15 protein-coding genes are annotated in these 26,115 nt (G+C 38.4%); 10 read left to right on the plus strand and 5 right to left on the minus strand.

Going from position 1 to position 26,115, the window contains the following annotated elements; genetic code table 11:
• Nucleotides 1-157: 157 nt before the first annotated feature.
• Nucleotides 158-3,103: a histidine kinase gene (locus GVN22_RS24785; RefSeq protein ID WP_166553696.1), complete on the minus strand. Its 2,946-nt coding sequence runs from the start codon at nt 3,101-3,103 to the stop codon at nt 158-160.
• A gap of 373 nt (nt 3,104-3,476) precedes the next feature.
• Between GVN22_RS24785 and GVN22_RS24790 the strand changes: the two genes are divergently transcribed.
• The 7 genes from GVN22_RS24790 (at nt 3,477) to bioA (ending at nt 12,605) form a co-directional block, all read left to right on the plus strand.
• The gene (locus tag GVN22_RS24790; RefSeq protein ID WP_166553697.1) at nt 3,477-4,640 is read left to right on the plus strand and encodes an AraC family transcriptional regulator; all 1,164 of its coding nucleotides are present in this window, start codon (nt 3,477-3,479) and stop codon (nt 4,638-4,640) included.
• A 111-nt stretch (nt 4,641-4,751) separates the two neighbouring features.
• Nucleotides 4,752-5,918: an acyltransferase family protein gene (locus GVN22_RS24795; RefSeq protein WP_166553698.1), complete on the plus strand. Its 1,167-nt coding sequence runs from the start codon at nt 4,752-4,754 to the stop codon at nt 5,916-5,918.
• Between the two features lie 228 nt (nt 5,919-6,146).
• Nucleotides 6,147-8,489 (plus strand): M1 family metallopeptidase, encoded by a 2,343-nt coding sequence (locus tag GVN22_RS24800; RefSeq protein ID WP_166553699.1) that lies wholly within the window; start codon nt 6,147-6,149, stop codon nt 8,487-8,489.
• A 437-nt stretch (nt 8,490-8,926) separates the two neighbouring features.
• Nucleotides 8,927-9,391 carry an N-acetyltransferase gene (locus GVN22_RS24805; RefSeq protein ID WP_166553700.1) on the plus strand — a complete coding sequence of 155 codons (465 nt, stop codon included), beginning with the start codon at nt 8,927-8,929 and terminating at the stop codon, nt 9,389-9,391.
• A gap of 54 nt (nt 9,392-9,445) precedes the next feature.
• Nucleotides 9,446-10,597, plus strand: a complete 1,152-nt coding sequence (locus GVN22_RS24810; RefSeq protein ID WP_370520482.1) for an aminotransferase class I/II-fold pyridoxal phosphate-dependent enzyme — start codon at nt 9,446-9,448, stop codon at nt 10,595-10,597.
• Nucleotides 10,598-10,610: 13 nt separating this feature from the next.
• Nucleotides 10,611-11,234 (plus strand): dethiobiotin synthase, encoded by a 624-nt coding sequence (bioD, locus tag GVN22_RS24815; protein ID WP_240915764.1) that lies wholly within the window; start codon nt 10,611-10,613, stop codon nt 11,232-11,234.
• Nucleotides 11,235-11,252: 18 nt separating this feature from the next.
• Nucleotides 11,253-12,605: an adenosylmethionine--8-amino-7-oxononanoate transaminase gene (bioA, locus tag GVN22_RS24820; protein ID WP_166553701.1), complete on the plus strand. Its 1,353-nt coding sequence runs from the start codon at nt 11,253-11,255 to the stop codon at nt 12,603-12,605.
• Nucleotides 12,606-13,072: 467 nt separating this feature from the next.
• Here bioA and GVN22_RS24825 read toward each other — a convergent pair whose 3' ends face one another.
• From GVN22_RS24825 to GVN22_RS24835, 3 genes are all read right to left on the minus strand, one after another.
• Nucleotides 13,073-16,054, minus strand: coding sequence for a T9SS type A sorting domain-containing protein (locus GVN22_RS24825; protein ID WP_166553702.1), 2,982 nt, complete (start codon nt 16,052-16,054; stop codon nt 13,073-13,075).
• Nucleotides 16,055-16,268: 214 nt separating this feature from the next.
• The gene (locus GVN22_RS24830; RefSeq protein ID WP_166553703.1) at nt 16,269-17,093 is read right to left on the minus strand and encodes a universal stress protein; all 825 of its coding nucleotides are present in this window, start codon (nt 17,091-17,093) and stop codon (nt 16,269-16,271) included.
• Nucleotides 17,094-17,222: 129 nt separating this feature from the next.
• Nucleotides 17,223-18,818: a GMC family oxidoreductase gene (locus tag GVN22_RS24835; RefSeq protein ID WP_166553704.1), complete on the minus strand. Its 1,596-nt coding sequence runs from the start codon at nt 18,816-18,818 to the stop codon at nt 17,223-17,225.
• Nucleotides 18,819-19,147: 329 nt separating this feature from the next.
• On the opposite strand from GVN22_RS24835, the gene GVN22_RS24840 reads away from it, so the two are divergent.
• Nucleotides 19,148-19,765, plus strand: a complete 618-nt coding sequence (locus GVN22_RS24840) for a HupE/UreJ family protein (protein WP_166553705.1) — start codon at nt 19,148-19,150, stop codon at nt 19,763-19,765.
• A gap of 249 nt (nt 19,766-20,014) precedes the next feature.
• Here the strand turns inward: GVN22_RS24840 and GVN22_RS24845 are convergent, their stop codons facing one another.
• Complete coding sequence (locus tag GVN22_RS24845; RefSeq protein ID WP_205691032.1) at nt 20,015-20,629, minus strand: SGNH/GDSL hydrolase family protein; 615 nt, start codon at nt 20,627-20,629, stop codon at nt 20,015-20,017.
• A gap of 864 nt (nt 20,630-21,493) precedes the next feature.
• Between GVN22_RS24845 and GVN22_RS24850 the strand changes: the two genes are divergently transcribed.
• On the plus strand, nt 21,494-24,493 hold the full coding sequence (locus GVN22_RS24850; protein WP_166553707.1) for a collagen-binding domain-containing protein: 3,000 nt from the start codon (nt 21,494-21,496) through the stop codon (nt 24,491-24,493).
• Nucleotides 24,494-24,664: 171 nt separating this feature from the next.
• Nucleotides 24,665-26,115 (plus strand): hypothetical protein (locus GVN22_RS24855; protein WP_166553708.1); only part of this gene is annotated, 1,451 nt, incomplete at its 3' end.

Raw genomic sequence — 26,115 nt, forward strand, 5'->3', positions numbered from 1 at the left:
GCCTATTGCCTATTGCCTATTGCCTATTGCCTATTGCCTATTGCCTATTGCCTATTGCCTATTGCCTATTGCCTATTGCCTATTGCCTATTGCCTATTTTATGTAAAAATAAAAACTTACATTTTCGAATAAACGCAGGTTTGAGGAAATAGGAATATTAATTGACCAAATTTGCCGAGGGTGTTTTCTGAAAAGGTATTCTGATATTAACTAAGGTGCCAAGAGGCTCGCCTTGTGTATTTTGTTTATCAATAATTTCCATCATGATTTGGTGTTTGGCACCTTGGTTCAAAATGTCTAGTCGCTTTTGATTGGCTGATATAGCAAAGCCATTATGAGCGTTTTTTTCTTTTAAGCGTTTGAGTTGAGCAGACCGTTTTCGACCTATCCCGTTATCATCAATAATGACCATTAGGCAGTCTCGTTCCTTGATAAACTTTATCCATAGCTGACGGTCGTCTTTCTTGTGCAAAAGTCCATGTTTTATCGCATTTTCCACGTATGGCTGAATCAGCATAGATGGAATATACACAAAATCGGGTTGAAGGGCAGGGTCTACCTCGAAGGTATAGTGGAGTAAATCCTCAAATCGAATTTTTTCGAGCTCTAAATAAAGACTCAGTGATTTTATTTCTTCGCTGAGTGGAACACACTCTTTATTACTCATCTCCAAAATCCGACGGGTTAGTTCACTAAATTTACCCAAATACACCGAAGCATTTTCTTTGTCGTTGGTGTAGATATACGCCTGAATTGTATTGAGCGCATTGAACAAAAAATGCGGATTCATTTGACTCTTTATACTCGCCAACATACTTTGTTTTACTTCCTGCTCAAGTTTTAACTTATCAGCAATGAGCTGATTTTTTTGATTAATGTCGTTGATTCTCCAGCGGAAATACCAATAAACTCCGAGAATTATTATGGCTAAAATTAATCCCACAAACCACCATTGCAAATAAAAGGGAGCATCGATAACAAAATCTATCACTAGAGGTTTTTTAACCGCAATACCATCTTCATTTGTGACTCTGAGGGTAAGTTGATAAGCTCCAGGCGATAAGGACGGAAAACTCAAAACCCTTGATTGTGAAGGTAAATTGAGCCAAGTCCCATTGTTGATTTTGTAACTAATATGTAGTTCGTCTTCGCTTTTGAAACTCAGTATTGAAAAAAAGATTTCAATACTATTTTGGTCAGATTCGAGCTTTATACCCGAATAGTATTCACGCTTTTGGTCATTTACTGTAAATCCAGTCAAAGCCATTAATGGAGAAGTTTTATTGAAAACATCTCTTTTTTTATCAAATACTACAAGACCTTCTGGGGTAGCTAAAAATACATTTTGAGAACCTACGACAAGGTCTTTAATTTCTGCTTTGGGAAGTCCATCGGTACTACTGTAGCTAGTAATTTTTTTTGTTTTTAAATCAAATGATTGAAGCATTCCTTCCTCTACAAGCCATAACTTTTGCTGATCTATCTGAAAACGATAAATGGTATTACTTGCTAGTCCATCTTTTGTACTAATGTGTTGTATTACTTGTTGATTTTTGAGAATATATATCCCTTCGCTAAAGGTAGAAATATACGTGTAGTCACCTTTGTTAATGATTTGAGAACCGTAAATTGGATTGCCATGATAAGTAATAAACCCTGTTCCTTTGGGCGAAATATACACCAATCCACCTACAGTCGAGATGTAAAGTGTACTGTCTTTTTGTCCAAATTCAATCCATCTCGTTCTGGATTTAACAGAGGGGTGATCTAAATGAAAAATGGTATCTACACTCACAGACTTGGTATACGCTATTTCAGGCAATAGCCATGATGGAATAGAAACAGGCTTTTTTGATTTGGTTAATAATGCAACTCCACCCGAATAAGCCATCGCATAAAGATTGGATTTGATTTTTACAACGCTTTTAGATGCCAACTCTATGCTTTGTACTTGCTGCCGTTGGGCGTTGAGATGCACTAGTCGGTTACTCGAAAAGAACATGTCATGGTTTTCGGTATCTTCATAAATAGAAATAATTTCATGATTAGATGATTTTTTCATGAAATAAGGACGAAAACCCTGTTCTGGACTAAAAGAGAGAATATTCTGTTTTTCAGTACCAATAAAGACACCGTTTCCTTCCTGAAAAGGAGCTAAGGCAGTCATACCAATGTTTTGATATTGATACAATCGGGTATGAATATTTGGAACAAACAAGAGCCCTTTTGATAAAGTGGCAAACCAATAATTTCCTTCGCGGTCAATAAGAATTCTACTGATACTGGTTCCTTCAAAAAAACAAAAGCCGTTGTATTTGGGATTAAAGTTAAGATCAAAGCAATAGGCTCCGCTGGAGGTAGACACCCAAATTTCATCTTTGAGCTTGATGACATCCTGCACGAATAAATCGGGTTTGAGTACCGAAATAGGCGTACCTCCGTGCAGAAGTTTTCTAACGTATGGATATTTAGTTTTGGTAATGCCAAATAGCTCATTGTCCGTCGGAATCAAAAAGAAGGACTGATAAGTAGGGAGTTTTTGAAATTGTCCTCGATAGCCATCGGTACGATAAATACCGTTTTCACATAAAGCTAATAACTTATGGTCTTTGACGTTGATGCCCCAAGTAAATGAGCTTGGAATAGGTATTTTACTGATTTTTTTGCTTGCTAAATCGAGTGTTCTTAGGGTATCCGTAAAGCAACTAAGTAATAGTCTATTGTTTAAAATGGTAGCAGGTACAAAGCCACCTTTCCACGAAAGTGTCGATTCTTGAACGAGTTTGTCGTGCTGAGTATAGTAAAAATTTCCTGCAAAATCTTGGCAATAAATACGATCCTGGTACTCCATCAAGTTGAAAAGCGAGCGACCTTGTTTGGCAATACTTTCATAATGGACAAAGCTTTTTCCATCGTATCGGCTAAGGCCTTTGTCATGGGCCACCCACAAAAAACCCTTTTTATCCTGAAGAATACTATAAACGGTATTGCTGGGTAATCCATTGAGATTGTTGATAACCCTATAAACGGCATTTTGAGCAACTACGCAGCTACTCAAAATGCTGAAAATCAGAATGTATAGAAATGTCAAAAAATGTCGCATTACTGAAATAAGTTCTGTCGAAGCTTATACTGATCTGGAGTTTTCCACAAATAAGCAAAACCTTTTTTCAAGATAAAAACAAAAAAAGGTCTCGAACGAAACCTTTTTTTCGAAATAAACTAACTCTACTATACTAATGCACAAAAAGCATCAGTTTCAAGCTACTTTTGATAAGTTCGGAAATTAAATCCCCAACGAATGTTAGGAACGAGAGTTACGAGATACTTAAACAAATGTATGGTTGCTTTTGGGAAAATGGGATATGGTTTTGCAAAAACCATTTTTGAGTATATAAAAGTCTATTTTGAGTAAAAGTGTGCAATCTCTTTGTAATTGAAAAAAGCGTATTTTTGCTTTTGATAAAACTAAACCAATGCCTGTTAATTATCCTTTTCATATTGACCTATTTGCTATCATTATCCTTATGGGAGTGGTACAGGGCTATTTTTTAGCAATATTCTTTCTGTTTACACCCAAAGGAAACAAAATTGCTCATCGATATTTAGGCTTATTTCTATTTGCCCTGTCAACTTGTACCGTCGAAGTACTGTTGTCATACACCAATTATATGTTCAAAATATTAGCCTGGGTAGACTTTGCCGAGCCGCTCAATTTTGTACTAGCTCCATTGACCTATCTCTATCTGCGAACATTTATTTCAGAACGCTTTTCTTGGAAGCAATTATTACATTTTGTCCCATTTGTGTTTTATCTGGTGTGTATGAGTATATACATTTACCCGTTGCCTGATACCTTCAAATATAACTCCTACTTGGATGCCTATCACCCCGACTTACCTTTTATCAAAATCGAAGTAGTAGAGTGGGGTTGGTTCTGTAAAATTCGGGACCATGTGAATGATTTTATGTTTGTGCAAATGGTCATTTATGTAGTTGTAGGTTTTATTGAACTAAAAAAGCAATTTCAAAAAGTAGGGTTATCTATTTTTTCAAAAGAAAATAGCTCGCTTAGTTGGTGTCGGACACAATGGTTAAGTTTTGCATCTATTGTGCTCTTGTTTTTAATTGTCAAAAGAACCTTTCCTAGTGATTTGGGAGATCATATTTTATCGGCACATATTACTTTCATCATTTATGCCATCAGTTTTTCGGTAATTCGACAGTCAGATTTCTTTAAGCTAGGAGAGGAGGTAAAACCGATAAAAAAATACGAGAAATCAACGCTGACCGAAGAAATACAAGACCAAACTTTAGAGCGTCTGGAAGTACTGATGCGCAAAGAAAAGCTATTTTTGAGAGAGGATTTTTCTTTGCCTTTTTTGGCAAAAAAATTGGGTGTTTCACCACATCATCTTTCTCAAATTTTAAATGAAAGTTTGGGGCAAAGTTTTTTTGATTATGCTGCTCAATGGCGTATCGCTGAAGCGCAAAGGTTGCTTGTTTCTTCAGAAAACCAGCATATTAAAATCGAAGAAATAGCCGAGATGGTTGGTTATAACTCCAAATCAGCCTTTAATACAGCCTTTAAAAAAATCGTGGGACAAACCCCTTCTCAATACAGAAAAGAAGAAAAGTAGCCTTTGTTCAAATGTTCGATTTTATAAAATCGAACCTCTTCCTTATCAAAACAATCGCTTAGGAGCGTATGACAAAGCTAGTTTTGACCATCAAATCAAAAAAAGCTTTGTATGAAAACTCTTGAAAAACAACAACCTCTTAGTACTTCTTCTTCCCAAACTCGTCAGTATTATATCGACTGGATTCGTGTTTTAGCCTTTGGCATTTTAATCTTCTTTCACACAGGAATGTTTTTTGTGTATTGGGGATGGCATGTCAAAAACAACGAACTGACTGAAGTCCTCGAAATCCCGATGGAGTGGCTACATCTTTGGCGATTGCCCCTATTGTTTTTTATATCGGGCGTTGGTGTAAGTTTTGCCATGAAATCGAAAACAGCTGGCGCTTTTATCGCTGAACGCTCCAAGCGATTACTCATACCATTACTCTTTGGTGTTTTGGTGATAGTGCCCCCGCAGGTGTATTTTGAGCGACTCCAACGTCACCAATTTGAAGGTTCTTATTGGGCTTTTTATCCCAAAATTTTTGAATTTCAAGCCTACCCCGATGGCAATACCTCATGGCATCATTTATGGTTTATTGCCTATTTGTGGGTGTTTTCGGTAATAGCTACGCCTTTATTTGTATTACTAAAAAATAGAAATAGTGAAGGATTTTGGCAGTTTTTTCAGAAAATAGTAAGCCAGCCTTTAGGTCTATTACTGTGGGCGGTGGTATTGGCTTCGGCCTATTGGTTTTTGCATGCCGATTGGCCAGTTTTCCAAAATTTAGTATCAGATTGGTACAACTTCACGGTTTCGATAATGCTATTTGTCTTGGGATATTTGATAGGTAAAACACCTATTGCATGGAATACCATGGAAAAACACAGAAGAAGTTATGCTGTGCTTAGCTTATTTATCGTAGCCTTCCGATTTTCGTATGATACGCTTTTTGGGAGTATTCCCGAAGATACCATTTGGATGACTATTGTGAATGGATTACTGACTATGGTGAGCCTTTGGAGCACAATTCTAGCCATAGGAGGTTATGCTAAGCATTACTTAAATTTTACTAATCAGGCGCTCCAATACAGTAATCAAGCGGTATATCCATTTTATATTTTACATCAAACTATTACGGTGGCTTTAGGTTTTTATTTGGCTGATGTATCTCTTAATCTTTGGATAAAATATATCCTCATAGCTGCAGGAACCTTTGGCATATCGTGGCTTATTTATCACTATTTGATACGTCCCTTCCGCTTAACAAGTTTTTTGTTTGGTTTAAAAAAGTAGGGGAAAGTATAAAGGAATAGGCAGTTACGCCCTTTGGACTTGAACTTTCAGCTATCCGATTTTCCCCAAAGTCGGAAGCTGAAAGCTTATGGACAACCACTTAAATACTTATACGACCGTTTATCCACAAAGCATGAAAGGCTTGTACACAGCGATTTGGAGATAGAAGTGGCTTATGCCAAAAATTCTGTATTTTCGTAGAAACTTTATTTCACCAACAAATCCTATATGAAAAAGCTAAGCCTTTTTGCGCTTCTCATAGGACAATGTGCAACGCTATTTGCACAAAATCCATATAACGGAAACAGCCGTTTTGAGCAGCTTGGCAATACCCTGCCAACTCCTAATACCTACCGTACAGCTTCGGGTGCTCCGGGCAAAGATTACTGGCAAAACCGTGCCGACTATGACATCAAAGCTGAATTGGATGACCAAAAGCAGCGTATTACAGGTAGTGAGGTAATTACCTACAAAAACTTTTCTCCAGATGACCTTCGTTATTTGTGGTTGCAATTAGACCAAAACAACTTCAAAAAAGGCGGTATTGCTCAAACTACCCAAACTTCTTCTTTGAACGACAAGGGTACTAGTTTTGCACGCTTGAGTGCAAGTGCTGGAGTGTTGAACAACAAAGAATACGGTTACAATATCAGCGCAGTAAAAGACATCAAAGGTGCACCATTGAAGTTTACTATCAACGAAACTATGATGCGTGTTGATTTACCAACACCTTTGAAGCCAGGTCAAACGCTCAGCTTCCAAGTAGAGTGGGATTTCAATATTACAGATGCTGTGGCTACTCGTGCTCGTAGTGGATATGAATATTTTGCCAAAGATGGCAACTATATCTACGAAATTGCTCAGTGGTTTCCTCGTATGTGCGTGTATGACGACGTAAACGGTTGGCAACACAAGCAATTCTTGGGTCAAGGTGAGTTTACCGTTCCATTTGGTGATTACAAAGTAGCTTTGACTATGCCAAACGACTTTGTAGTAATGGGTACTGGTGAATTGCAAAATGCAGCTCAGGTATTGTCAGCAGAGCAACAAAAACGTTTGGAAAAAGCTAAAGGCGCTAATCGTCCTGTGCTTATTGTAACACAATCAGAAGCAGAAGCGGCTGAGAAAAGCAAGCCATCAGGCAAGAAAACTTGGGTTTTCAAGGCTGATAACGTGCGTGATTTTGCTTTTGCAGGTTCTCGTAAATTTGTATGGGATGCTATGCAAGTAGATGTTGAAGGCAAAAAAGTATGGGCTATGTCTGCGTATCCAAAAGAAGCTAACCCACTTTGGGGTCAATATTCTACTATGTTGGTGGCACATACGCTACGTTCTTATTCAAAAAGAACGATCTCTTACCCATATCCAACAGCTCAGTCAATTCACGGTCCAGTAGGCGGTATGGAATACCCGATGATTTGTTTCAACGGTGCTCGTCCAGAGGCAGATGGAACTTATTCTGAAGGTACTAAAAACTTTTTGATTGGTGTAGTAATCCACGAAGTAGGTCATAACTTCTTCCCAATGATTGTAAACTCTGATGAGCGTCAGTGGTCATGGATGGACGAAGGTTTGAATACTTTCTGCGAACAATTGGCTGAAAAAGAATGGGATAGAGACTTTGATACTTCAAGTGGCGAACCACAAGGTATTGTTACTTATATGCGTACTGACAAAACACAGCAAGTACCAATCATGAGTAGCTCGGATAACATTATGGGATTCGGTCCAAATGCTTACACTAAGCCAGCGGCTGGTTTGACTATTTTACGTGAAACTATCATGGGACGCGAATTATTCGACGCTGCTTTCAAAGAATACTCACGTCGTTGGGCTTTCAAACATCCAACTCCACAGGATTTCTTCCGTACAATGGAGGATGCTTCTGGTGTTGATTTGGACTTTTTCTGGCGTGGTTGGTTCTACGGTGTTGAGCCTTCAGACCAATCATTAGAAACGGTAGAATGGTTTGGTATCGACAACCAATCTCCTGAGCAGAAAAATGCGAAAGCAAAAGCTGATGCAGAAGCAAAACGCCAAACGATGAGCAATATCCGTAACAAAAAAGATATTACTCAAACCGTAGTAGAAGCAAATCCAGATATGCGTGATTTCTATAACAGTTATGACCGTTACGCAACTTCTGAAGCAGATAAAAAACGTTTTGAGCAGGCAACTGCGGGTCTTTCAGACGAAGAAAAACAATTGACTAATAGCAACAAAAACTTCTATGTAATCAATGTGAAAAACGTTGGAGGTTTGCCAATGCCTATTATCATCAAAATGGTTTATGAAGATGGTACAGATGAGGTAGTTCGTATTCCTGCGGAAGTATGGCGTTTGAACGACAAAGAGGTGAAAAAAGTAATCCCTACCGATAAAAAAGTAGCAAAATGGGTACTTGACCCATTCTATGAGATTGCTGATATTGATACAAGCAATAACGCTTTCCCTCGTGAACCAGAACAACCAACTCGTTTCCAAGTATTTAAAGGACAGCGTCAGTCTATGCCAAACCCAATGCAACAACAAAAACAAGCAGCGGGTGCAGTACAAGGAGCGAAAAAATAGTAATGAGCTATCGGCTTACGGCAGCTAGCTTTCGGTAAAGAGCAAACATACTTCCGAAAGCTGATTGCCGAATGCCAATGGTTAATAAAAAAAGGAGGTCTTACCGAATTTTTGGGTAAGACCTCCTTTTTTGTTGTGAGAGCCTATAAAAAAAGTTGCTCAGGCGGAAACCACCTGAGCAAGCCTAGTAAATAGTTCTACACCTATTGAGTACAAAGTTACAAGGTTTTTGTTTAATACGCAATACACAAAGCCAAAATAATTACAACTTTGTTACGAATAAAGATTTTTATATCACTAAAGAAGAATAACGTAATTAAACTCAAAAAAATATTCGTATTAGGAATAAGCAAAAAGAAAACTAGTTAAGGAACCTTCCAGACTTTATTTAGTTTTTATGTAAAAAACATTTTAAAAACTCTACTAATTACTGACGTATGCAAATAACTAAAGCAAATGAATCGCATCTTGAATTGTTGATTCCAGCGTTTGAGGCTTATCTAAGCCATTTTGGGCAAACAAATGATTATCAGAAAATTAGAAGATTTTTGTCTGAAAGACTTGCTCAGCAAGACTCAACTATTTTTATGGTATTGGAGGAGTCATCTGGGGCATTAGCTGGATTTACACAACTGTATCCAGTGTTCTCAACACTGAAGCTCGAAGCGGTTTGGTTGTTAAATGATATGTTTGTGATGCCAGACTTTCGGAAAGGTGGCGTAGCATCCTTATTGATAGATGCTGCATGGAAATATACTCAGGAGACGGGTGCTGCTTGGCTTACCTTGAAAACAGGAATCGAAAATACCAAGGCACAAGCTCTCTATGAAAAATTAGGCTTCAGAAAGGATGAGGAGCATTTCTATTATTTCTTAGATAATCACTCAGTGAAGCATCCCTAGGTGTTATCTTTGTGCCCAATAAACCTCAAAATAGGCTGTTGAGCTAGTAAAAACGTGCATCAAATTGAAAGTTTTTTGGCAGAATCTCTTCAAAAAAGAAAAGATTTAGCTTTATATAGAGTTTTAAAAACCACCGAAAATATGGTGGATTTTTGTTCAAATGATTATTTAGGCTTTGCCAAAAGTGGTATTTTGGTAGAAGGAATCAAACAAGAATTAGAAATTCTTGAACATGCGGGTGCGCAATGGGTTGGCGCAACAGGCTCGAGATTATTGGCAGGAAACTATGCTTATACTGAAAATCTCGAAAACTCTATTGCTGATTTTCATGGGGCAGAGGCTGGACTCATCTTTAATTCGGGTTATGATGCCAACGTGGGCTTATTGGCAAGTGTACCTCAAAAGGGAGATTTTTTGATTACTGATGAATATATTCACGCCAGTATGATAGATGGCGCACGTTTGAGTTATGCTACCCGTCTCAAATTTGCTCATAACGACCTCGCTGACCTTCGAAAAAAGCTTGAACATTGTAAAAGTCAAGCAACAGGGCGCATTTTTGTGGCAGTCGAATCGGTATATTCTATGGATGGTGATGAGGCGCCTTTAGTAGCGTTAGTCGCTATTTGTGATGAATATGGCGCAGGATTAATTGTAGATGAAGCACATGCTACTGGGGTTTTTGGAGAAAAAGGAGAGGGGCTTGTTTCTTATTATGGACTAGAAAATCGTGTTTTTGCCAGAGTGATTACCTTTGGAAAAGCCCTCGGTTGTCATGGTGCCATTGTGCTGGGAAGTGCTTCTTTAAGAGCTTTTCTGATCAACTTTGCTCGTTCATTTATTTACACTACAGCAGCGCCTTTACATAGCCATGCAGGAGTGAAAAGCGCTTATGATTATTTGCAATCAACAAACTTTAGCAATTCATATCTTCATAAATTAATACGATATTTTCGAGAACAAGTGACAGCATCGAGTAGTTTTCCTATTATTGAGAGTCGCTCGGCTATTCAATGTGTGGTGATTCCAGGAAATGAAGCTTGTCGCCAAGTAGCGCAACAACTACAAAATGCTGGTCTTGATGTAAGAGCTATTCTTTCGCCAACCGTTCCAAAGGGTAAAGAACGTCTGAGAATTTGCTTACATCAATATAACACTTTCGAACAAATAGACGAATTAGTAAAACAAATGCCCCCGCACCTTTAATTTTTAAAATTTCATGATGAAAAAGCAATTTATTGTCGCTGGTATTGGTACCGAAATCGGTAAAACTTTTATTTCTAGTGTTTTAGTAGAAGCACTTCAGGCAGATTATTGGAAACCGATACAGTCGGGAGGTCTCGATTTTTCGGATACAGATACCGTGAAAAGTCTTGTGTCTGTCTCAAATAATACGTTTTTCCCTGAGGCTTATCGCCTAAATGAACCTCTGTCACCACATGCTGCTGCTGCCTTGGATGGCATAACGATTGAGCTTTCGAAAATACAGTTGCCAGTTACCGAACGTAATTTGATTGTGGAACTAGCAGGAGGCTTGATGGTTCCGCTCAATGACAATGACTTGGTGATAGATATGGTTCAGCAATTGAACCTTCCTGTGATATTAGTGTCCAAAAATTACTTGGGAAGTATCAACCATACGTTACTTTCTATCGAAGCTCTCAGAAGTCGAAATATTCCTGTTGAAGGAATCATCTTCAATGGTATTTCGAATGCATCGACTGAGCATTTTATATTGAATTATACAAAACTTAAATGTCTAGGTCGTATCCCGACTCAGGCAGAAATTGACAAGCCTGCTGTTCGTAAACTAGCCGATTCGTTGGTTGGTAATTGGCAGTAGGATGTGTCTGAAACTTTTATGGAAAAAGATTATTCGATTGATGAGCACTTGGAATTTCCTGTTGAAAATATAGAAAAACCAGTGATAACCAATTTGAGCGAAAGAGATGCCAAAGTCGTTTGGCATCCTTTTACACAACATCACACCGCACCGTTTTCGATTCCGATTGTTCGTGCAGAAGGGGTGTATTTATTTGATGAAAATGGCAAGCGGTACATCGATGCTATTTCGTCGTGGTGGGTTAATTTACACGGACACTCTCATCCGTATATTGCCCAAAAAGTTGCGGAACAGTTTTTGAAACTTGAGCAGGTTATTTTTGCAGGCTTTACGCATGAACCCGCCGTAAGTTTAGCCGAAAGGTTATTGGGTATTTTACCAAGTCATCAGGCGAAAGTATTTTATTCGGATAACGGTTCAACTTCGGTAGAAGTCGCCCTGAAGATGGCTATTCAATATTTCCATAATCGAGGGTTTGAAAAGCGAAACAAAATCATCGCCTTGAGTAATGGTTATCATGGAGATACCTTTGGTACAATGGCAGTAGGAGCCAAAAGTGCTTTTAATACCCCATTTGAGCCTTTCTTGTATGAAACCTGCTATTTGCCAGTACCTGTAGCAGGACAAGAGCATGAGGCTATTGCTCAGATGAAAAAATACCTCGAAAATGCTGATGAAATAGCCGCTTTTATCTTCGAGCCATTAATTCAGGGCGCAGGAGGAATGGTGATGTATGAGCCAGAGGTGTTGGAAGAACTCGTTGCTTTGGCTAAAGCCAAAGGGGTGATTACCATTGTAGATGAAATAATGACAGGTTTTGGACGTACAGGAAAAATGTTTGCAACAGACTATATCCAAACCAAACCAGATATTTACTGTATGTCAAAAGGCTTGACAGGTGGTGCCATGGCCTTGGGTGTGACGACCTGTACCCAAGAAATATTTGAAGCGTTTTTATCAGAAGACCGACGAAAAACGCTGTTCCATAGTCACAGTTTTACGGCCAATCCTTTGGCTTGTACGGCGGCACTGGCTAGTTTGGATTTATTACTTTTACCCGAAACACAAGCGCAGATAGAAACTCTACATCAAAGTCATGTGAAATTTGCCCAAAAACTAAAAGCAGAGAAAGCAAGTGCAGTAGATTCAGTGCGTGTGCGAGGAACGATTTTGGCCATTGAGATACACACAGGTGAAGGCACGTCGTACTTTAGTAATATTCGAGATATGGCGTATAATTTCTTTTTAGAAAAAGGCATTCTGATGCGTCCACTTGGCAATATCATTTACTTACTAACACCGTATTGCATACAACAAGAAGATTTAGAATATGTATATGCGTGTATTGAGGAGTTTCTGGATTTTAAGTAGAGACGCAATGCTTGCGTCTAAAAAGATGTTATTTTAAACATGAGTCATTCCTAATTGAGTGATTGGTGATTTAGTGGTTGAGTGATTTTTTAAAATTTTATTCTTATTCGTAGAGAAGCAATGATTGCGTCATATCTAGTCTAATAGCATCAAAAAAGCGGTCGGAAAATATTTTCCGACCGCTTTTTTGATAAAAACTTGGAGAATAATCCCAATCCTAAAAATTCGGGATAACTCATGTTTATATTAAAATTAGAATTAGTAATGTACGGATGTAGTGGCAACTCTTGCAGTTGGCATTTTGAATGCGGCAACTGCAAGAGTTGCCGCTACATCAAAAAATGCTAATGATCAGAACTCTTCTGCACAAAAGAAAATCCTTCGTACAACCCTAATTCAGAGTAACAAATCTTTAGATGCATTTGCTCAATCACTAAATTTGTGATTACCTATGTTTAAGCTAATTTTTACAATTTTTCAATCTTGAAAGAACTAGTAGCTTTTCCACGATTGATACGAATAATGTATAAACCTTTTGTAAAATCTGATGTAGGAACTGTTACCACGCTTGCATTAGTAGCTTTTGTCCAAACTACTCTTCCCATCATATCTGCGATAGTAATTTCGCTAGTTTCTCCAGCATTCAACAAATCAATCGTCAAGTTGTCTTGTACAGGGTTTGGATAAACTTTGTAAAATGCTTGCTCTTCTTTTTCAAAACCTAATACCTTAACAGGTAAGAACCCAAAATAGAAACGGGCATTTACAGGATAATGGTCAGAAGTAGAGTTAGTATAGTCTGCCACAAAATCGATTGGTCTTGAAACATTAAGCGTATTGTTGACATAATAAATACCCGAAGTAGATACCGCTGGATTGGCAGCACCTTCTGTTAAAATACCGATTTCGTTACTTACCATAATATGGTCAATAATGTCAGAATAACTAGCTGTACTAGATACTTTACAGTCACTCAAAGACTTTGAGATGGTTTTGTAATTTGCCACATCCGCAACAAACTCTTTGTAAGAAGAAGCGTTTCCTAATGCAATGGATGTATCCAAATCGTCATTATAATCACCCAAAACTATGACAGTATTGCTGGCATATTTACTATCTAGTTCGGCTTTCAAATCAATAGCATCTTGTTTTCTTCTAGTATAATCAGAAACGGCCGAGCCTGATTTGGCATGAATTCCCACAAAGTTGATTCGTTTTGTTTTTCCGTTGATTTTTGCATCGGCCACAAACATATATGGTAATCTACCAGATGCCCAGTTGTTGGCAGGAGGGTAGGTGTATTTTCCGACTAATAAAGACTTAGTTTCAGCATCCACAGGGGTGATAATATCCTTTTTGTACACAAAACAAATCTTCTGAGCATAGGTTGTTGGATCACTTGCCTTTTCAGGAGAGTCAAAGTAATGAGAGTAATAATCAGTTTGACATTTGATACCATAGTTTGGTAAACTTTGCGCTAGCAAACTAGCAAAGTAGGTATGGTTACAAACCTCTTCAAGACAGAAAACATCCGACTTCAATTTATTGATGACCGTAATCACATTATTCATTTGAAGGGTATCTTTGATGGGACCCAAGGCACTCGGAGAAGTGGTAGTATTTCCTAACCATTCTACGTTCCAAGTGGTAATATCCAAGGTAGAATCTGCGCTAATTGTCGCACCTGCCAATGTTCCGCAATAGGATGCAGGCGTTGGAACGGTAATCGTACATGTTGTTGCACTTTTGGTAATATCATTAGCGGCATAAGGAAATACTTGTAAAATATCAACTGTACCACTGGTATTGATATAATGACCGATAGCTCCTGTAATATCTTGTGTAACGTTTGGAACAGCTGTACCAATAACACCTGTTGCAGTGGCATCAACACGTACTTCGGTTTCTCCCATTTCGTTACAGGCAATAACTTTATAATTGGTAGCACTGGTAAAATTTCCTGTATTTACCGTAAAGTTCATACCGACTAACTTTACTACTTTGCCTTCATTCGCTTCCAAGAATGTTGAAAGCGTGGTTGTTCCTTTTTTGCTAGCATCAAAAACTGCCGAAGCAGGAGTAGATTTTGCCCCAACGACTTTATTGATACATGTAGGGTTGAGAATTTCTGCTTCTCCACTAAAGCGAGCTACCGAACCAACAATTTGCACAGAGTCACCTACAGCAATATCAGCAAATAGAGTTGCTCCACTTGCTGAAAATATGGCAATACCGCCTGTATTATCCTGTAAATAAAACTTGTTACTTCCAAATTTACTGGTAACTCTACCCGCAATACTGGCGCTTCCGCCTGTATAGGTATTTTGTACTGGAATACTGTCGCGGACTTTTTTGATACTGGTTGTAACACCACATAAGCCTGTCCCAGCAGGGAATACCGTTCCTTTTACCGTAATAGAGGTACTAATCGAACCACTAGAAAGTAAGATATTAGCTTCGTTATTGCCAAGAATGGCTTTTGTAGAGCTTCTTACTAAAAATACACCACCTTTTTGATTGATAGTTCCTGTAGTTCCCCAAGTTTTACCATCATCAAAACTCATTTCAAAATTATCTGTTGCAGTTTTAAAGCTTACTGCAATGTCTGCTAACAAATCAGATGCTGTAACGGTAATTTTGGATGCTGCTGAGGCTGTTCCCAAATTGGTATTTGATAGGGTCGTTCCCACAGCTGATAATGTAGGTAACGAACTTAATGATGCTACGCTTGCCCAAGTATCGCCTGCTCTCAAACGGTCAACGATGACATTGGGTGCATTGGCAGCAGTTCCTTGACGCAAAGCAATCATCCCTAAACTTGCAGCATCATTTTGCGTATCAAGTGAGGCTAACCAATCTGTTTTTGCAGGTTCTGAGCTACTTGTGAGAGCATCTGCAATGAATAGCTCTGATGTATCGTCGTTGGTGGCTGTACTGTTGAAAGTATAACGGAACACTAACAAATAAGTAGTGTTTAAAGCATAGCTTTTGGTGGTATAAGCCAATGTTGTTCCTGAAGCAGAACCTTTGGATATGCCAAACTGGATACCATCCGCAGAAGAACGAATATAGATACGAGGGTTAAAACCTCCTGAACTAGTTGTTCCTTGAATTAAGTGGATAAAATAATCACCTGCTGTTTTGGCTGCAGTAACATTCACAAGACAAGATACATAGACACTACCTGTGCTGAATGGCGTGGTTAATAATTTAGAAACATCTTCGCCAGAAGTTGTCAAAACCGCCGCATTTCCAGTATTGTTTAATCCTGCAAATACTAATCCTGTTGTCGTTGAAATAGGGTTGGTGCCACTTCCACTATGGGCAGTCCAACCGTTGGCAGTTAACAGGCCTGAAAAATTAAAATCTTCCGAAAAGCTTTGAGAAAATAGGCAATGATGAGATAAGAGTGCTAGCAATAGCACCAAAGAAGGTAGAAATTTGCGCATAGTGTTGATGTTAAAAATTGGCAATATAAATTAATTTACTTCTACAAAAGTAATTAACTATTTCTACGTTCTTGGTGGAGGCTTCAAAAAGGAATTGTTATTTTTTTGAAATAAAGGAAAAGTTTTTAAATGGTCATGCCCTACTCGAATGAATAGGGCATGACCATTGCTTACTTGCTGTAAAATGTAAATATGCTTGATTTTGTGTTAGTAGTTAAAGCTGGTAGGTCAATACAGGAATATCCGAACGGATAATCACTTGTTTGGATTTGCTAGGGTCTATTAATTGAGTAAGGAAATTACGGTGATGCGCTGCCAGAACGATGAGATTAATACCTCTCTCGGCAGCAGTGGTAAGAATACCTTCGGTAACACTATTTGAAATGGTGGTATCGATGCTAAAAGCTTCTTTCACAAAAGCTGTTTTGATATGCTCTATAAATTGCTTGTCTGATTGAATATCTGGTTCGAAAGGAGCGTTGACTTTGGTAAGCGCAACGTTTGCGCCTAGTTGATGCGACAATTCAAATACTTGCGCTAAGATATGGTTTTCGTCAAATTCGAGTTGAGTCGCATACAATATCTTATTTATGGTTACACCTTCTACTTGATTAGGAACTGTCAAAACGGGTATATGTGCTTTGGCCGTGATATGGGCAGCGTTGCTACCAATCAGTTTGCTTAAGAAGCCACCAGAGCCTGTTCTTCCCATCACGATTAGGTCAATGTTATATTTCTCGACAGTATCGAAAACGCCAGAAATAACGTCGTTCATTTCTAAAACAACATGACACTTTACCCCTGCATCTTCAACGATGGAAGCTAAAGGTACCATTTTGCTATAAAGCGAATCACGTTGGTCGTCCAAAGCTTTTTGCATGGTATCAGCGTCAGCATAAATCCCTGGCTCGATATAACGAGGAAGATAAGTATGTACCAAATAAATAGCTGATTGGGTCGCTTTAGCAATCAAAATAGCATATTGTAATGCTTTGTGAGAGTTGTCTGAAAAATCGGTAGCAATAAGAATGTTGTTCATGGTTTGTATGAGATTTGATTTATGACAAAAGTAGAATCAAATCTCTGCCTGTAAGCCTCTGTTAGTCAGCTATAAATATGATTTTTGTTAGTTCGATATTTATTAGTTTATGTCTTGATTATGAGAATGTTATCCCAATATTATGTCTGATGCTTTTTCGGCTACCGCAATAACAGGAGCATTGGTATTTCCTGCAATAACTTCTGGAATAATAGAGGCATCAACCACTCTCAAACCTTTAATGCCATATACTTCTAGCGAGTCAGGATTGACTACAGCCTGTGCGTCGATACCCATTTTGCAAGTACCACAAGGATGATAAACGGTTTCACAAGTAGCCCGAATATAAGTTTCCCAGTCTATATCACTTTCATATTTATCAGGAAGGAATAGGGTATCTTGCTGACGAAAAGGAGCAAAAGCATCAGATAATAAAACATCTTTTGCTTGGTAAACGGCTCTCAATAGCGTTGCCATATCCTCGCCCTTGGTGTCTGATAAATAACAAGGGTCAATAAGTGGGGCGGAACTCGGACGATTATCATGTAAGCCTACATATCCTCTACTTTTGGGTTTGAGTAAGGTTGGCAAAACGGTAAATCCTTCTTCCTTGGGTAATGTTTTTACCAGATGTAAATTAGGCGCAAGTACAGGCGCAAAATGAAATTGTATATCGGGGCGGTCAAGACCAGCTTGGGTATGGGTAAAAGCACAAGCTTCGAGGGGACTTGAACTCAATGGACCTTTTTTCTGAAAAATATATTGATAAAGATTAGACAGTACCCATGGAAATCGCTCGGCATTATTGTAGGTAATACGTTGATTACACAAAGTGTTGATATTGATAAATAGGTGATCGGATAAATTTTGCCCAACACCCGACAAATTCACCTTACAATCTATTTGAAAATCTTTGAGATATGAAGCATCACCTATGCCCGAAAGTAACAACAATTGAGGACTTTGAAATGCTCCTGCTGCCAGAATTACTTCTTTTTTAGCATAAATTTTTTCTGTAGTATTTCTTTTGATAATCTCAATGCCTATTGCTTTGTCATTTTCGATAAGCACTCGAGCAACTTGTGTTTTGGTCAATACCGAAAGGTTGGGACGTGACAGCACAGGTACCAAAAAAGCCGCTGCTGTAGAATGACGACGGGCATTTTTGATGGTAAACTGAAACTTACCCGCACCTTCCTGTTGAGCACCATTAAAATCTGGATTGGCAGGAATGCCCACTTCAACACAAGCTTCTATAAAAGCTTCTGCCAATGGTGTTACATTGATATTGTGGCTTACATTGAGCAAGCCTCCTTTTCCATGATATTCGTTTTGAAATTGCTGATTGTTTTCTGATTTAGTAAAATATGGAAGCATATCTTGATACCCCCATCCTTTATTACCCCATTTTTCCCAATCATTATAATCTTCTTTGTTGCCCCTAATATACGCCATGCAGTTGACAGAGCTAGATCCTCCTAAGGTTTTGCCTCTTGGCTGGTAAAGTTGTCGATGATTGAGACTCCGCTGAGGAGTTGTAACAAAGTTCCAGTTTACGTTGGAGTGGTGTAATTTGCCATATCCTGCGGGAATATGTATTTCTGGTTTTGTATCTTTTCCACCTGCTTCGACCAACACAACTTGGTTATTGGGAATATTAGATAGTCGATGTGCCAATACACATCCAGCCGAACCTGCACCAATGATGATATAATCTGGTTTCATAGTTGATTAGGAAAAGAAAGGTATTTTAAGAAGTCTCTTTAAAACTAAGTAAGTGGGTAACTTTTCCACAATAGACCGTAGGCTTTAAGTTAAAAAGTATTTTCCATGTAATAAATAATAGAAGCATTTTTTGCCTAATGACTACGACTCACCACCTATAGCTTAGTAATTCAATCTTATTTTGCATTTTAACGTAAAAAATCTTTAACTAAATATAACAAAAACTTCTTTGATTAGTACAGTGTATATAAGTGTTTTGTGTCTGGTTTTAAGTTAAATTTGTAAAATCGTACTTCAGAGACAAACCTTTAAATTGCTGTTACCTGCCCATGTCAGATTTTCAATTGTATCTTCAACTAGGTTTTCAACACATCACAGATGTAAATGGCTATGACCATATTTTGTTTGTTATTGCACTTTGTGCTGTATATCGTCCTAGCGATTGGAAAAAACTAGCAGTATTGGTGACGGCCTTTACACTTGGGCATTCTGTAACATTGGCATTGGCTACTTTACAAATTATTACCTATCGTACAGAAGTAATCGAATTTCTGATTCCTATTACCATATTTCTTACCTGTGTGTTAAACTTCTTTCATAAGTCTGTAGATAATACCAGATTTCAGAAAGAAAAAAGCTCATCTCTTCGCTATCCAATGGCAATGGCTTTTGGTCTCATACACGGAATGGGTTTCTCCAATTACCTACGAAGCTTGTTAGGAAAAGAAGAAAGTTTGCTTAATCCTTTATTGGCATTCAATGTAGGTTTGGAGTTGGGGCAGTTGCTCATTGTGATGTTTACTTTGCTTATTAGTTTTTTAATGCTTGAGGTATTTAAGATCAAAAAACATGATTGGAATTTGATTCTTTCAGGAATGGTAGCGGGTATAGCCCTAACATTGATTGCCTCGGCAGAATACTTTCAGGAATTAATGGGAAATAAGTAAGTGGTAGAACTTTCTTTAATTAGGAAAAACAATAAGGTTAATGAACCATTTCAAGTAGGTTGTAGGTACCCTTGGAAGAGTGCAATAGGTGCGACAGAATCCAGTATGGTTATACGTCTATCGCACTTACCGTGCTTGTTTACTTAAGTATTAGGATAGATTAAATTAACAATATATTGATGGTACTCATCTGATAATTAAGGCAATCTAGTAACTGATATACGATTAACTAATAACTTCTTTCCAGATTTACTTTTTAAGAATCCTCAAAGCTTCTTCCTTGGCAGCTTTTGCCCAAAGTGCGTACATTTTTCCAGAAAAATGCAAACCATCTTCAGCAATCATCGATACGTCATTGGGGTATGCTCTTGAGATAGGAGTAATATCAACAAAGGGTACATGATGCTTTAGACATTCATCTTTGATCACTAAATTAAAGGTATCTATTTCTTTAGCAATTTGCGCCCTATCTCGATTTGACGCAAAAGGACTCACGCCCCAATCTGGAATGGAAAGTACCATAACATGTCGAAAATTACCTGAAGTAAAGTTGGCAGCTGTTTGTAATAATTGCTGAAAATCCTTTCTGAAATCTTCTTTCGAAAGACCTCTATACTGATTATTGACACCAATAAGTAGCGAAACCAAATCATAATGCTTGTCAAGTTTGCGGGACTTAATGGCATCCTGCAACTCAAAAGTTGTCCAACCTGTTTGTGCTACAATATCATGATTGGAAACAGGTATCTCGTTCTTGATAAGTTCAATTAATTGTGCCGACCAGCGTTCCGACTCAAGGACACTTTCTCCGATAGTATAAGAATCGCCAAGGGCTAGTATTTTTTTTGAAGGTATTTTGTCCATAGGGTTTGTAAGTGTATGGGAGAATAATAATAATGAGAGGAGAAACACTATCATAATGCAAATTAAGCGTTGAGGTACATTGTATAGCATTAGTGTAAGGGTTATACGTTTGGTTATGTCAAATACCTACAAACGAGAGCTTTATAAATGGCTGATATAGATACCGTTTAATAATTTTTCTAAGAAAGTGAAAAAAACTACCTGCAGGTATAATATTGTACTTTGGCATGATTTTGGCTCCATTTATAGTAAATATTTCTTGTCTTCACTTAGACAAAATTGCATTTTTATTACAAAACCCGCCCAAAATTAATTTGTTTTAAAAAATGTAATTTACAAGAAAGTCTCTGGAAAAAATACCTTCGCAACGTGTTTTTGAGAAACAATTTTGAGAGAAATATTTGAATACACTTCTGTCAGGCACCCGCTAATGCTTCAGAATTATTATAGATTACCTTAAGTGAACCGCAATATCACTTATTATTACGCAAAAGCCTAAGTTTTAAAGAGTAACGCCATTTCTATAGGAAAGAACCGCAAACTTTTCCCGTAACATTTATTTTCGTTAATCAACCTCAGTAATCTAGGCTTATCACATTCGACCCTTTCCGCTATTGGTCGTCTCACGTTTTTGCTTTGTAAATCATTGCTGTTTTCGAACGCATTCTGTAGGAAATCATGCTATCATTTTAAACGCCATAAAATGATTTAGGATGTATTTGTTTTGACACCGCCTACAGATGTTTGTCCCCGCCAAGAAAGACTATACTGTCTTCTCGAAACAGTTGTATGGATTTAGTTTGTACTAATCCAGAGATATAATTTTTCCTAGAATCCGCCGAGTTAAATTAATAAAGTTTCCCCATGAAAAACTTTACTGCTTCATTACGTACTTCATCAAAGTACGGCTTAAGTAAGTTATGTACGCCTGAGTTGAACACTTTTAGAAGAGCACGCCTTTTCCTCAAAAACCATGCCAATGGATTTTTGAGGGTTATGTTGTTTGTGCCCTTTATCTTTTTTTTAGGAGGTGTAAAAAAATCTCAAGCCCAGCAAAATCCTCTAAGCCCAGTTCAAGGATTTAACATCTTTTCTTATGGTAATGCTACCCTCACCAATGGCGATGCCAATGGTGGTTTGGCTACTTTCGGAAACCTTACACTTAATGGTGCCTATTCATTGTCGATGAGTACCACTGGTAGTTTCAAAGCTTCTGGTGATGCCAACAATACGGCTTTGATCGTTGAAGGTAATGTGAGCTACTCAGCTGGTAGTGGTGTCAATATCTTAAATGGAGGCTTTGTGAAAATTAAAGATTTTTCAACCACTAAATATTGGTCTACAAACCCTACTCGTCTCACAGCCACTAGTGCTACTTCACAAGATGCCAACCCTCGTATCAATTTGTCAGTAGCTCAAACGCAAGCATCTATTAATGCCGATGTATTCGACTTTAATACAGCCATTGCCAATATGCGTAGTTACTCAACTACCTATAAAGGTTGTTCTTCGAATACAACAGTATCGACTACTGCCACGTCTTATACTTTTAACTTGACGTCAGGCCGTACCAATTTCTTCAAAATGACAGCCAGCCAATTGGCATTGTTCAACGAGATAAAATTTAATATAGTACCTTCTGCTACAAACCCTGTTGTAATTACAGTAGATATTGGTACAGCGACAGCGTTCAACTGGACTATTCCAAATTTCCCAGGTGTACCAAACGCAGCAGGTCAATATATTTTGTTCAACTTTGTGAATAGCTCGGCAGGAAGTACTACCATTTATTTGAATGGCGGCAGTACAATTGTAGGGACTGTGTTTGCGCCAAATGCACACGTCAACAAAGCAGGTTCAGGTAATATTGAAGGTCAGGTAGTATGTATGAACTATACACATGCACAAGGGGAAGTGCACTATCAGACATTCAATACTACGGTAAACTGTAGTAGCTTTAGCTCAGTAACTTGTGATTGTCCAGGAGGTTTATTGAAAAACCCAGGATTTGAAGTGCCAGAATTTCGTTCGGGATATAATACCAGTTATAAAACTGCATATTGGGAATGGAACTCGGCCGGTTCTTTAACGACAGGTTCAGGTTTTGAGGTTTGTGATGCCAATAATGCCTATTTGTATGCCAATAGCTCTTCTGCTATGATGTGGCAGAAAGTAGATAATATTACGGCAGGTACTTCATATACTTTGTCAGCTTATGGTGGTACACATGAACCTGCATATAATCATAGATATAGATTAGCTTTTTATAATAGTGCAGGTACTCTCTTAGATTATGCGGAGGCATCAGTTGATTGGGATGTAGATGTTGTTCCAGCAGGGCAGACAATTTTGAAAGAGTATGTATTGACAAAAACGGCACCTACTGGTACTTCTTATTTGAGAGTAGAGGGTTATGCAAGTGGTGACTGGTTAAAGTTAGATAACTTGTGTTTGACCGTAAATAATACTTGTAACAACTTAACAAGTGGAGGTACCATTGGTTCAAACCAAGTATTATGTAAAAATGTAAGTAGTACACCAGCAGCTCTTACTAGCGTAACTGCACCATCAGGTGGTGATACTGGACAAACGATTCAGTATCAATGGTACAAAGCTACATCATTAGAAAATGGAGCTTGCCCTACAAACGTAGCAGGCTCATCAAAATATACTGCTATCTCGGGTGCAACGTCTGCAACTTATACGCCTGGGGCAATTACACAGACAACTTGTTATATCAGAACAGCTCGTCGTACCAACTGTAACGATTATGTGGCTGAATCAAATGCCGTATTAGTTGTTTTGAAAAACAACTGTGCGACTGTGGCTTGTACCAATAACATTGTCACTAACTCAAGTTTTGAGACTGATGATAATGTCACTAATAACGGGAAGAAGTTTCCAGTATATTTTCAGTCATCTCCTGCCTCATATATTACACGTACTGCTACCAATACGGATGCTTATAGAGGAGCTTCTCCTGCTGATTGGGCTATTGGTACAGACGTAAATGATTATGCTAACCAAAATGGTGCATATTATATCGATGCAAGTGTAACAGGAAATGCAAACTCTGGCGACCGTTTTATCTACGGACGTTATAATCAGTGTGTTCTTTTTGCACCAAGCGCAAATCAAAAATTTTTCCCAGTAACTCCAGGAAAAAAATATAAAATATGTGCATATATGGCAGCCTTTAATCCATCAGGAGTACAAGGTAATGCCGATGTGTATTTTGAATACAAATTTAGAAATGCAGAAGGAGGGGACAAAGGTATATTATCTACAGGAGATATCTATCAATCAATACCTGCCGATACAGATGGACAATGGGAAACGCTCAATTGGCAACAGTACTGTGTAGAAATTGTAGCGCCAGCAGGTGCAACATATCTTGAATTATATATCACCCCGCGTGACAATGAAGGGGATGGTGTTGCATTTGATGATATCTGTATGACTGAAGAAACTTGTACTTCTGTACCTGTTGTTAGTAGTGCATCTATCTGTGGAACAGGTACTGCAACACTTACAGCTACAGGATGTACAGGGGGAACTGTGAAATGGTATAGTGGTTCTACAGATACTACTCCAATAGCTACTGGGGCTACTTATACACCAGCTTCAAGAAGCACATCGTTGAATTTATTTGCAACATGTACACTCAACAACTGTGAAAGTATGAAAACTCCAGTCAACTTAACTGTGAGTGGAGCAGTTTCGGGTGTGAGTGCGACAGCAGTAGGAGGTAATACTTCTAATTGTGGAACCCCAATTACAATCAATGGTGCAGGTAGTGTCGCTAATCCAAATCTTGTGTACAATGGAGATTTTTCTGCAGGGGATATTGGATTTGTAACATAATATGGGGAGCAAAATTATGGGTATGGTGTATATGGTGTTACAACAGACGCTAATACATACTTCTCTTGGGCCTCAGCTTGTAAAGATAGAACAGCTTCAGGAACAGGAAAAGTTTTTGTAGCTGATGGAGGAACAACCGCAAACCTTACAGTATGGGGACAAAGAATTTCGGTGAATCCAAATACTACTTATAGATTAAGCACTTATGCCACCTCGATTTCCTCGACTACTCCTTCAACTTTAGCATTTTATGTAAATGGAGTAAAAGTAGGTACTTCAACAACCTTGTCAGCAACAACTTGTGCGTGGCAACAATTAACTACTACTTGGAATTCAGGAAGTAGTACAACAGCATATTTTGAGATTAGAAATGAGAATACTAATACAGGAGGTAATGATTTTGCGATAGATGATATCTCAATGACAGTTGATGCACCTGTAGTAACATATTCATGGACAGGACCAAATAGTTTTAGTGCAACTACTCAGAATATTACTGCAAGTACTACTGGAACATATACTTTAACTGTAACAGGTAATACAGGTTGTTCTAGTAACGCCTCTATTGCTATTACAATAAATTCAACACCATCGTCACCAACTACAACTCCAGCCACTCGTTGTGGAGCAGGAACAGTAACACTTGGAGCAACTTGCGGTAGTGGAGAAACTGCACAATGGTATTCGTCGCAATCATCAACGACCGTGTTGACAACAGGTGCTTCTTACAGTCCAAGTTTAACCGCTAGTACCACTTATTATGTAGGTTGTAAAAATACAACGACAAGTTGCGAAACACCAACAGCTAATAGAACAGCTGTAACTGGTACGATCAATGCTTTGCCTACAGCACCAAGCTCAAGTAATGTTACAAATGGCGCAGTATGCGGAAGCGGTGTAGTAAACTTAAGTGCAACCTGTTCGACAGGACAAACAGTACAATGGTATGCAAGCCAGACTTCAACAACAGTCTTGACAACAGGCACAAGTTATGCACCAAGTATAGCAGCAACGACGACTTATTATGTAGGGTGTAAAGATAATACTACGACTTGCGAAACAGCAACGAACTCACGTCAAGCAGTAGTAGGAACAGTTAACCCAATCCCAAGTGCCCCAAGTTCAAGTAATGTAACGAATGGCGCAGTATGTGGAAGCGGTGTAGTGAATTTGACAGCAACATGTTCAACAGGTCAAACAGTACAGTGGTATGCAAGTCAGAGTTCGACAAGTGTATTAACAACAGGAACAAGCTACGCACCAAGCATCACGGCAACGATAACCTATTATGTAGCATGTAAAGACAATACAACGAATTGTGAAACAACAACAGGAACACGTCAAGGCGTAATAGGAACAGTTAACCCAATTCCAAGTGCACCAAGTGCTAATAATGTAGTAGGCGCTTCAAGATGTGAAGCTGGCGTAGTGACTTTGACAGCAACTTGCTCAACAGGACAAACAGTACAATGGTACGCAAGTCAGAGTTCGACAAGTGTGTTGACAACAGGTACAAGCTACAGTCCAAGTTTGACAGCAACGACAACTTATTATGTAGGTTGTAAAGACAATACAACAACTTGTGAAACAACATCAGGAACCCGTCAAAGTGTAGTAGGCAC

Origin of the sequence: Cellulophaga sp. BC115SP, from assembly GCF_009905545.1 — a bacterium.
GTDB lineage: Bacteria > Bacteroidota > Bacteroidia > Cytophagales > Spirosomataceae > Flectobacillus > Flectobacillus rivi.